The 10,957-nt window shown below is 39.1% G+C and carries 8 protein-coding genes and 3 tRNA genes; 5 read left to right on the top strand and 6 right to left on the bottom strand.

Going from position 1 to position 10,957, the window contains the following annotated elements; genetic code table 11:
* Nucleotides 1-880 precede the first annotated feature (880 nt).
* From mscM to rsgA, 3 genes are all read right to left on the bottom strand, one after another.
* The gene (gene mscM / locus AACU95_RS03590; RefSeq protein WP_004249643.1) at nucleotides 881-4,216 is read right to left on the bottom strand and encodes a miniconductance mechanosensitive channel MscM; all 3,336 of its coding nucleotides are present in this window, start codon (nucleotides 4,214-4,216) and stop codon (nucleotides 881-883) included.
* Nucleotides 4,217-4,238: 22 nt separating this feature from the next.
* On the bottom strand, nucleotides 4,239-5,150 hold the full coding sequence (gene asd / locus AACU95_RS03585) for an archaetidylserine decarboxylase (protein ID WP_004246309.1): 912 nt from the start codon (nucleotides 5,148-5,150) through the stop codon (nucleotides 4,239-4,241).
* A gap of 88 nt (nucleotides 5,151-5,238) precedes the next feature.
* Complete coding sequence (rsgA, locus tag AACU95_RS03580) at nucleotides 5,239-6,297, bottom strand: small ribosomal subunit biogenesis GTPase RsgA (RefSeq protein WP_062814585.1); 1,059 nt, start codon at nucleotides 6,295-6,297, stop codon at nucleotides 5,239-5,241.
* Nucleotides 6,298-6,412: 115 nt separating this feature from the next.
* Here rsgA and orn point away from each other — a divergent pair, with 115 nt between their 5' ends.
* From orn to AACU95_RS03560, 4 genes are all read left to right on the top strand, one after another.
* Complete coding sequence (orn, locus tag AACU95_RS03575) at nucleotides 6,413-6,958, top strand: oligoribonuclease (RefSeq protein ID WP_036932476.1); 546 nt, start codon at nucleotides 6,413-6,415, stop codon at nucleotides 6,956-6,958.
* Between the two features lie 167 nt (nucleotides 6,959-7,125).
* A tRNA-Gly gene (locus AACU95_RS03570) sits at nucleotides 7,126-7,201 on the top strand.
* Between the two features lie 32 nt (nucleotides 7,202-7,233).
* A tRNA-Gly gene (locus AACU95_RS03565) sits at nucleotides 7,234-7,309 on the top strand.
* Nucleotides 7,310-7,349: 40 nt separating this feature from the next.
* A tRNA-Gly gene (locus tag AACU95_RS03560) sits at nucleotides 7,350-7,425 on the top strand.
* A 132-nt stretch (nucleotides 7,426-7,557) separates the two neighbouring features.
* On the opposite strand, the gene AACU95_RS03555 is transcribed toward AACU95_RS03560, so the two are convergent.
* The 3 genes from AACU95_RS03555 to queG form a co-directional block, all read right to left on the bottom strand.
* Nucleotides 7,558-7,884: a type II toxin-antitoxin system RelE/ParE family toxin gene (locus AACU95_RS03555; RefSeq protein ID WP_004246306.1), complete on the bottom strand. Its 327-nt coding sequence runs from the start codon at nucleotides 7,882-7,884 to the stop codon at nucleotides 7,558-7,560.
* Nucleotides 7,885-7,889: 5 nt separating this feature from the next.
* Nucleotides 7,890-8,159 carry a type II toxin-antitoxin system Phd/YefM family antitoxin gene (locus AACU95_RS03550; RefSeq protein WP_004246304.1) on the bottom strand — a complete coding sequence of 90 codons (270 nt, stop codon included), beginning with the start codon at nucleotides 8,157-8,159 and terminating at the stop codon, nucleotides 7,890-7,892.
* Between the two features lie 947 nt (nucleotides 8,160-9,106).
* Nucleotides 9,107-10,261 (bottom strand): tRNA epoxyqueuosine(34) reductase QueG, encoded by a 1,155-nt coding sequence (queG, locus tag AACU95_RS03545; RefSeq protein ID WP_004246297.1) that lies wholly within the window; start codon nucleotides 10,259-10,261, stop codon nucleotides 9,107-9,109.
* A 221-nt stretch (nucleotides 10,262-10,482) separates the two neighbouring features.
* Here queG and tsaE point away from each other — a divergent pair, with 221 nt between their 5' ends.
* Complete coding sequence (gene tsaE / locus AACU95_RS03540) at nucleotides 10,483-10,950, top strand: tRNA (adenosine(37)-N6)-threonylcarbamoyltransferase complex ATPase subunit type 1 TsaE (RefSeq protein WP_036894015.1); 468 nt, start codon at nucleotides 10,483-10,485, stop codon at nucleotides 10,948-10,950.
* Nucleotides 10,951-10,957: the final 7 nt, after the last annotated feature.

Genomic DNA, 10,957 nt, shown 5'->3' with positions numbered 1-10,957 from the left:
GTTTATCTATTATCTTTAAAAATAAAGATAAAAAAGAAATTGGCCAAGTTAGTGTTCACCTCGTGTGAAGAGAAAACAAACCTGCGTATATAATAAATTAATACACTTATCTTTTTTAGACTACTTGTTGGTGTTTCATATAGCAATTTGAATGATTTTTGCTACGTCACGCTGATGCAGCAAGGAAAAGGAGAGGATAATGATAGGTTAAAAAATAAACTAAAATTATTTGACTTAAGTTAAACAAAAATTAAATATGATAAAAATAAGTAAAATAAAATATCGAAAATAGTATTTTAATACTCATTTATTGAGTAAATTTAAGTATAAAAACGTATTTTTGTGATCTTTAGCAATAAAAAAAGATAGGCGTGTTTGCACAAATTTTTGAAGAATACAGAACAAAGATGGCTTTTTATATTGCAAAAATTGATAAAAATTAAAATAAGAGAAAACAGTAAGCAACTAAGATGGTCGCTATTATTTCTTAATTCTTTACTTAGTAAGAAGGATCTTTGGTAATAAAAGAGATCTCTATAAGTAAATAGAAAACTAAGTAACATTTTATGATGTTCATATTCCAATATTGTATAATTATATATCGATAAAATAGTTTCATTGTGTTATTAATCATCAATTTTATTAAACAAAAAAGTGAAAAAAAAGTTATTAATAGTGATAGGTAAACGGAGTGTGCATACCTATTGTGGTGTGACATGCGTCATACCAACAGAATAGCTGTTTATAACTGGCTGTTTGTATTGAATGCTAGGCGCATAACAGTGGTAAGAAGAGTGGTAACAAGAAGCAAAAATGCCACTATTTTGGTTTTTTCATTTAAATTAGTGGCATTTTTATTCAAAGTAATAGATGTAATTGACTACAATCCGCCTACTTCTCTTGGTGTTGCACGCATTGAAGTACTAATGGTATTACCCACCATATCTACCCGTGCTTGGAACGGCGGGAATGGTAATGGAATGCCATGCTCTGCAAAGGCTAGCAGAATATTTTGATGGATCTCATGTCTGGCTGGCATTCTATGTCCCATTTCTGCGGCATAAACACGTAACTCGAAGATTTGGATCCCTTGTTGTAGGTCAACCAAGTAAACCTCAGGAGCGGGGTTGTCTAAAATCATGGTAGAGCGTTTAGAGGCTTCTAATAATACATTAGTCACTTGTTCACTATTGCAATCAGCTGGCGCAGGGATGGTCATTACGATACGTGTAATAGAGTCTGATAATGACCAGTTAATAAATTGCTCTGTAATAAATGCTTTATTAGGCACAATGATCTCTTTTCTATCCCAATCGGTGAGCGTGGTGGCTCGCGTATTGATTTTAGAAATATTCCCAGTCAAGTTACGGATAGTAACGGTATCACCAATACGGATTGGCTTTTCAAACAAGATCATTAACCCTGAGATAATGTTGGCAAAAATTTCTTGTAAGCCAAAACCAAGACCTACCCCCATAGCGGCAATTAACCATTGTAGTTTTGACCACTCAATACCTAATAATGAGAAACCAACAATACTGCCTATTAGGGTGATGCTGTATTTCGTTAAAGTGGTAATGGCATAACCTGTACCAGGTGTTAGATCTAAGTGTTGTAAAATTGCCAGTTCAAGCAGTGCTGGCAGGTTTCTTACCAATTGTGCCGTGATAATAATCACTAATATAGCGACTAAGATAGACCCCATGGTAATGGGCTGGATAGTATTGACGCCATTAACGGAGGAAGTCACATCCCATAGTCGGATATTATCGACAAAAGAGAAGGCTGTATTGAGCTCTGACCAGAGTAAAATCATGGACACAAGTGCAATCATGGTCAGAATAGAACGAACTAGACCAATAGATTGTGCACTAATCGCATCAAGGTCAATGGCTTGATCTTCCAACTCTAAGTTAGCGGTACTCTCACCACTGCTGCCAACAATGGTATTCTCATCTTCCCCTTTGGCTCGTTGAGCTAAAATTTCTGCCCGTTTTTGTTTGGCTCGTTCAAAGGCAAGCTTACGACGTTGGATCAGCATCCATCGTTGAATAATATGATAAATAATCAGCAAGGCAAACCAAATCGCCACAGACATCTCTAAGCGACCCAGTAATACGATGGAGGTTGAGAGATAGCCTAAGATAGCCGCGAGGGCTGCAAGAACAGGGGCAACAAGTAAGAACCACCATAAAATGGTATTTATCACATTATCACCAGAGCCATGTTTATCTAAGTAAAGCGGCACATGTGCCTTTTTTAGGCTTGAGGTAATAAAACTTAAAGCAATGCACAATAATAAAAAGCAAAAACGCCCAACCGTTGGCGCAAATTCTCTGTCACTATAGTATTCAAAGGTGATAAGCGACATCATTAACGGCACAATGACGAAAATCGACAGTTGATAAAAGCGCATCGCTTTTTTCACACGACTCTCTTTCCATTTAAATTGCGCGATAAATAACCCATTAGGGCGAGCAAAGGTAGCACTTATCATAAATAGCCATAGCACAGGGGCTGCGGCAGTTACACCATAACCAATCGCTCCCGCCATGGGATAACGCCATTCGACACTTTGTAAACCATATCCTACGGCAGACCATAATAGCGGTAGTGGTAAGGCGATTAATATTGACCAAAATACGGTACGCACCGTTAATGAGAAATGATCTTGAGTGACTTTACCAATGCGATTACTGACTCTTTCAAGAAACGCATTGTAATGCTTACGGGTACGAAGACTAAAACCGACAATAGATAGGGTGACCAGTAGATAGATAAAGGTATCTTGGTTTTTGAGCATGTTAACCGCAGCATGCCCTAATTGTGAGAAAGTATCTAATGAGAGTAGGCGAGTAATATCTTTAATTAATAAAACCGGATAATTGAGTTTTATTGGGCTGATATCGGCCACCCAGAACATATAGCGGTTTGTGGCATCTTTTGTCTCTTTTAAGGCATCCGCAAGTTGTGTTGTGGCTACTTTGAGTTTGGTTAACTCTAGGATTTGGGAGTCATAACCGGATAAAAGAGAATTGAGTAACTCTTGGCGCGCTTGAATGAGGGAGTCAAAAATATATTGCTGAGCTTCTGGTAGCTTTGAGCCATCGGCAGTTTCAGGAGGTTGGATTTTGCCTAGGTTTTCTAGCATCTCTTCATAGCCTAATCGTTCAACACGTAACTGAACGATATCCCTATCCAGCTCTTGAGAGCGGGGCATTTCAGGTAAGCGAGCCAATTGTGTTCTTAATGCTTCACCTAATGCCGTAGAGCCACTTAACCATTGGGCTTGCTCTCGAATGGTTGTGAGTGTCTGTCTTACTTGTTGGGTTTGTTGTGTTGTTAGACGCTGTTTTTCGGTTAACTCACTCATTTCTTGCGTCTGTTTATTGAGGATCTGAGAAAGTTGACGGTTTGTCTCGATTTGCTTAGTCAGAAACTCGGGGAGTTCGCCCCCTTGCTCGGCGAGCATTTCTGTCTTTTCTAAAGCGAGATCTGCCACTTCTTGGCGCTTGATATTTAGTAAACTACGCAATTGTTGCAGTTGTACATCAAGTCGTTGATAACGTTTTTTAAATAGCTCTAAGCGCAGTCGAGTAATTTCTTGACGATTATTAGCAGAAAGTTGCGCCATTTCCAGCTCATTAACCATCGCTTTTCGTGCTGTGACTTCAGCTTGGGTTAATTTATTTTGTGCTTCTGCTAGTGGGGTGTTTGATGCCCCTATTGCCGCTAAACGCGCCGTTGCATCACTTAGTAAACGACGAGCTTCTGAAAGTTGCTGAGGGAGTAAATTGAGTGATTCGCTGATTTCACGGCTTTTATCTTGCTCTTGTTGTTGTAGCCGAGCTTGTTCCATCAGTTGGCTACTCACTTGAATGATTTTTTGCTCAAGCTCAGGAATAGTAATTTTTTCTGGAATTGTTGGAACTGAGTGACTCTCTTCGAGTAATTTAGCCCTTAACTCTTGAGTGATCTGCGGATATTCATCAATAGTCTTTTGATAATTATCCGCATTAACTTGAGCTTTTTCACCATCATTTATCCAATTGATGGTGCCTTGTAGCGCCTGAACAGTTTCAATATCTTGAGGATTAGTACTGCCTTCAAGTTGTTTGATATCTTGACGTAATTTATCAACATCCGCAGCAAACACCGAAGTATTGAATGAGATAGTCAGAAAAAAGCTAAAAAGTAGACTGATTATCAGGCGCACAAGGTTTACTCCGAATTACGAATTATTCATTAATGGTATTATTATCGCAGGCCTTATGATCAGTGCCTGTGGCATTAATGATAGAGCCTAGTAGTTCTCCCATTAATGTTACAGAGCCGTTCATCAGATCTTTATTTAATTGAACACTATTTTCAGGGAAGAGGTTAATAACGGTCGAGCCTAATTTAAAGCGTCCCATCTCTTCACCTTTTTTCAGAAATATAGCGCCAACTTTATCCGCTTGAGGATAAGTCCAACGTTTAATAATACCTTCACGTGGTGGTGTTACCATGCCACACCAGACCGTTTCAATACTCCCTACAATGGTCGCTCCAACAAGAATTTGTATCATGGGACCAAATTGGGTGTCAAAAAGGCAAATAATACGTTCATTACGAGCAAATAAGTTAGGAACATTTGCCGCAGTTAAAGGATTAACAGAAAAGAGATCGCCGGGGACATAAATCATCTCTTTTAATAACCCATCGCAAGGCATATGAACACGGTGGTAATCCCGTGGTGAAAGATAGGTTGTAATAAATTGCCCATGGCGGAACTGGTCGGCCAAGGTAAAATTACCTGCTAGCAACGCTTCAAGGGTGTAAGAGTGCCCTTTGGCTTGTAAAATTTGATCGTCTTGGATCTGACCAAGCTGACTGACAGCGCCATCTGCGGGGAGAGCCAGTTGGTTATCTCCTTCAACAATAGGGCGAGCGCCATCTTTTAATGCACGAATAAAAAACTCATTAAATGTTGCATAAGCCTGAAATTGGCTCTCTTTCGCTTCATTCATATCAACTTTATATGCGCGAGCAAACATTTTGATAGCAAATTGAGTAACGCTACCCGCTTTTTTATTGGCAAACCAACCAGCTAGCTGTGTTAGCCATAATTTAGGCAATAGATACTGTAGTTTAATTTTTAGCTTGTCCAAAATGGCAACCTCTGGGATCGAACGATAAAAAATCGACAAAAGGGGTCTATTGTACCCACCCTTAATAGGGTTGTCAGTGAATCTATGCTTAAGAGTCTAAATTAATATTTTTACGCACTTTCACCTGACTCATACTTTCTAAAATACGATGATAGTTTTCAAATCGGGTTGGTGCGATTTCACCTTTATCTACGGCTTCGGTGATCAAGCAACCCGGATCGTCATTATGCTTACAATCACGGAATTTACAGCCTCCTAAGAAAGGTCGAAACTCAATAAAACCTTTGGTCACTTGCTCAGGTGTTAAATGCCACAAACCAAATTCACGTACCCCCGGTGAATCAATAACATCGCCTCCTAGAGGGAAATGGTAAAGGCGCGATGCGGTGGTGGTATGTTGTCCAAGCCCTGAGTTGTCAGAGACTTGATTGACCAGAATACTTTCTTCCATTGGTGGTAAGAGAGTATTGAGAAGGCTCGATTTACCCACACCTGACTGGCCAGCAAAAATAGAGATGCGGCCAATTAATGCTTGAGTTAATGCTTCTAATCCCTCTTTGGTATAGCTTGAGACTTCAAGCACTCGATAACCAATATCTTTATAAATTTGCATCCACTCACTTACCATCGCTCGGCTTTCTGCATCTAACATATCGACTTTATTCAATACAATAAGGGGTTCGATATTTAAGGTTTCACAAGCCACTAAGTAGCGGTCGATAATATTAAGTGAAAGCTCAGGTAAAATGGCTGAAACAATAATAATTTGATCGATATTAGCGGCAATAGGTTTAATACCATCATAATAATCTGGGCGAGTGAGTACAGAAGTACGCTCATGAACAGCTTCTACAATGCCATTGACGCGCACATTTTCTTGGGTTTGTAATGCAGGGCGCCACACCACTCTATCGCCTGTGACTAGGGATGAAATAGTACGGCGAATATTACAACGGGTAATAGAGCCATCTACAGCTTCAATATCTGCATGTTGCCCAAAGCGACTGATAACGAGGCCTTCGGTCGCTTCGCCTAATTGTGTATCGTCTAATTCAACGTGATTTTTTTTCTCTTTGCTTTGCAAACGCTTTTTATGATTTTCTTGTACTCGGCGTTGCTGGCCTTTAGATAATTTACGTTTTGTCACCGATCCTCACTTGTGTTATTCGGTTAGATGTTCTTTTGTCGTGCTTATTGAGTAAACGCGCTATGATAAAGGTTAAAATATCATGTCTCACTCTAAGAAACAGCTAGGATATATTATGTCAAAAAGCGAGAACAATCTTATCTGGATAGATCTGGAAATGACTGGCCTTGATCCTGAACGCGATCGTATTATTGAAATTGCCACTATCGTCACCGATCCCCAACTTAATATTTTAGCTGAAGGTCCCGTTATTGCCGTACATCAATCGGATAAATTACTCGCCTCGATGGATGAATGGAATACTACAACACATACGGCAAGTGGTTTAGTTCAGCGGGTTAAAGAAAGTCAGTATGATGATGCGGCTGCACAACAAGCCACTATCGAATTCCTTGAAAAATGGGTGCCACAGGGTGCATCACCGATCTGTGGTAATAGTGTGGGGCAAGATAGACGTTTTCTATTTCGCTATATGCCTGAATTAGAAAAATATTTTCATTATCGTTATCTCGATGTCAGTACACTAAAAGAGTTAGCTCGTCGCTGGAAACCTGAAATCCTTGAAGGATTTAAGAAAAATAATACTCATCAAGCGTTGGATGATATTCGAGAATCTATTGCAGAATTAGCCTATTATCGCCAAACCTTTATTAAAGAGTAGAAATTAGCGGATTGATGGCTGATATTGCATCATTGTGACGATTTTATCGTCATGCAATCAAAAAAACGCATTTTTTTACTGATAAGGGCTTGCGGTTAAGCATTTTTCTCGTATAATGCGCTTCCCGTACCGATGAAGAATTTCGTTTGTACGGGTGTAAGAAAGACGCGGGAATAGCTCAGTTGGTAGAGCACAACCTTGCCAAGGTTGGGGTCGCGAGTTCGAGTCTCGTTTCCCGCTCCAATCTTTCTTCGATAGTTATCAGTATTAGCGACGCGGGAATAGCTCAGTTGGTAGAGCACAACCTTGCCAAGGTTGGGGTCGCGAGTTCGAGTCTCGTTTCCCGCTCCAAATCTTTCTTCGATAATTATCAGCACAAAACTTACCAAATGCGGGAATAGCTCAGTTGGTAGAGCACAACCTTGCCAAGGTTGGGGTCGCGAGTTCGAGTCTCGTTTCCCGCTCCAAATCTTCTTCCAAAGACTTCAATAAACTCAGTAAATTCTTATAAATCAAAGCGTTTGTCGTAATAGCATTAGCTAAGTTGTTTTTAGAAGTCGGCCTGTCTCTCTATGATAAGAATATACAGTAAGATATTTTTACCCTAAAAGTCGCCGAGTAAGCAGGGCTTGCATGTCTCGTCTGCCATCCGCAATAATAAAGATAACCACTTGTTTTGCTATTGTGTGATAGATGACACGATAAGGTTTAAAAAAGATTTGCTGATATTCACGAATACCTAAACTTTGTAATTCCTTTGGAATACTGCCTTTCATAGGAAAGTTAGCCTGTGTATTAGTGACCTTAAGCAGCTCATCTAATACATAATCTGCATTATCTATGCTGTCGTGGTCGGCAATATAGTTATTGATGTCCTCTAAGTCTGTTTCGGCATCTTTCGTCATTACCACTTTATAGGACGCCATTACGATTATTTCCTTTTACTTTTTAAACGCTGAACAACGCTTTTTATATCTTTTACTTCACCTGCTTCAACTTGTTGCTGACCTAACGCCAATATTTTAAGTAAGGCTAATGTTTCCTGTGTCTCTTCATAAGAGGTAATATCCTGAATAACCGCTTTTGCTTCGCCATTTTGAGTAATAATCATCGGTGCACCAGATTCAGTGAGTTTAGTCATCACTTCGGCGACATTAGCTTTTAAATAACTAATTGGTTTGATTTGTTCTGAGTAACGCATATCTACCTCAATCAATAAGACTAAATTAAGTCTAAAAAAAGTCTAATCTGAGTGTGAAGAGATAAAAGCTAAAATGCAATATAGAAAACCTTTAGCGAAAACCGCTTAATGAACAGTCCAACTCTATGAGGTCACTTCAACAGGGCGGGGAGCAGTCACGCATAAGCAACAATACAAAGCGTTATTTTGTTTAATAACACCCAAATAAAGCTATTGCATTCTAAAAGTCACAAGGACATAACTATGGACAGGAAATAGCAATGCTTGTATAAAATATAACCAAAAAATCTTTATTTTCTCTCTCACTTTTTAAAAATGAGTCTACACTGTGGTAGGTGCAGATCAGCGATTGTAGCTAATACACTTAAAGTGAGTGACCCATTGCAGTGCAGAAAAAGGGAAATCGATAACAGCAAGAAAGATCAAGCTATTTTTTTGTGATCTATCTTTGATCTTTGCTTGCATTTCTATTTAGCCAGCACTAGAATGTGCGCCTTTCCTCGTTTAGGGGGGAGCTAAACCTCAGATCAATTTTTGTTGTTTAGGTTTTTATTCTGTTAAATATACTTTGAAGAGTATTTTTTATGAAGAAAAGTATTTTTATGACTTTTCTTTGGAAAAAAGAGCCCGAGTTCCACTTATCTTAATATTCTTATCGAAATAAATTATCCACAATAAGATGCTCATAATCCTTGCATCTAGCACTAATTTATTTTTTTACTGCACAGAGTTATCCACAGGCTGCTATCATTGAGTCATTAGCATATTATGCTAGTGAGTTAAATATTGCTTTTATCTATCCAATTGATAAGTAAGTTTATTTTTATTTTTTTTAATTTGTGCCACACTTCGCTTGAATTTTTTCTTCATATTGATAGACAAAGAGTTTTTATTTTATTCACAGGTGAAATTATCTCATCTTATGAGTATGCGTATCATGTTAAAAACTAAGCATCACGAGGTAGGCCCTTAGTTATTGCCCTTACTAGACGTTTTTGTTGTGAAGTCTGTATTTTTAGTGTTTTTTCTTCTCTTTTGGCTTTCTGTTGGGCGATAGCCCAGTGCAAATGTTCATCTAAAACCTCCCCTAAACCAAAGCGCTCTTGCAAGGCCAGTACAATTTTGTCCTGATAAGGGGCATTGCCTAACGCAACACTAATATTTCTTAGCCAACGTAAATAGCCAATTCGTCGGATCGGTGAACCTTCTGTAATACGCAGAAATTTTTCTTCACTCCATTGGAATAGATCCAGCAATTCTGGTGTATGTAAGGCACGGCGCGGAGAAAAATCATCTTCCTCTGTGAGCGAAGAAAAACGATTCCATGGGCAAATTAATTGGCAATCATCACAACCATAGATACGATTGCCCATCAAAGGGCGAAATTCTTCAGGAATAGCGCCTTCAAGTTCAATCGTTAGGTAAGAAATACAGCGACGAGCATCAATGGTGTAAGGCTCTACGATGGCGCCTGTTGGGCAAGTGGTCATGCAAGCTACACATTTACCGCATTGCTCTTCAACGGGAGAATCAATAGGCAAAGGTAAATTAATTAATAATTCACCGAGAAAAAACCAAGAGCCGGCCTGATTATTGATAACAAGTGAGTGTTTACCAACCCACCCAAGGCCAGCTTTCACGGCCAATGGTCGTTCCATTATCGGCGCTGAATCAACAAAAGGGCGAAAATTAACAATACCTTGATATTCAAACTGTTGGCAATATTGCGTAATTTTTTCACCTAATTTTTTAAGGCGTTGTCTTAATACTTTGTGATAATCTCTACCTAATGCATAACGGCTAATATAGCCTTGCTCTGGATTATTAAGGGTACGAGCAAAAGCGGCATCTGTTGGCAAATAGTTCATTCTGACGCTGATCACACGCAATGTGCCCGGCACCAATTCATGGGGTCTTGCTCGAGTCATGCCATATTTAGCCATCCATGCCATTTCACCATGATACTGTTTATCTAACCAAGCTTGTAAACGAGGCTCTTCGAGCGATAAATCAGTATCGCAAATTCCTGTTTGTTGGAATCCTAGTTCAGTTCCCCAACGTTTTATATTTTGAGCAAGGTGATGAAGATCGAGTGATGACATGAGCAACCGAAATAATAGCTAATAGGTGAGTCCTAAGAGTGCGCAGTGTATCATAGTGCAACGATAGGAAAAATCCTCGTAAGAAATAGATTTATGGTATGGTTATTTGAAATTGATTCTGATAATAATTTACTTTAAGTGAATATAAAAATGGTCTGTTTGCATGTGCTCTAACATGCTATTAACTAAGTCGTTATTACCTAACAATAGATTGTATGAATATGAAAGAATGGGTTGTTACATTAGAAAATGAAGCTGCAACAGTAAAACTAGGGCATTCAGTCGCAATGGCGACAAATAACCAAGGGCTTATTATTTATTTATTTGGTGATCTAGGGGCCGGGAAAACCACCTTTAGCCGCGGATTTTTACAAGCTTTAGGTCATCAAGGTCATGTTAAAAGTCCGACATATACCTTGGTAGAGCCTTATATGCTGACACCACGCCCAGTCTATCATTTCGATCTTTATCGCTTAGCTTCAGCGGAAGAGTTAGAATTTATGGGGATACGTGACTATTTTGCACAAGATCCACTGTGTCTCATTGAATGGCCTTCTCAAGGGGAAGGGTTTATACCTAATGCGGATTTAGAGCTTCATTTAAGCTATGAAAATGAAGGTCGTAAAGCCCATTTTATTGCCCTTTCACAGAGAGGGAATGCTGTTTTATCCCGTATTCAGTCTGCATAAAGGAATA

Origin of the sequence: Proteus sp. G4415 (genome assembly GCF_963896075.1) — a bacterium.
Classification (GTDB): Bacteria; Pseudomonadota; Gammaproteobacteria; order Enterobacterales; family Enterobacteriaceae; genus Proteus; species Proteus mirabilis.
Note: the sequence above shows the minus strand (reverse complement) of the source record. Positions and strands in the feature narration are given on the sequence as shown.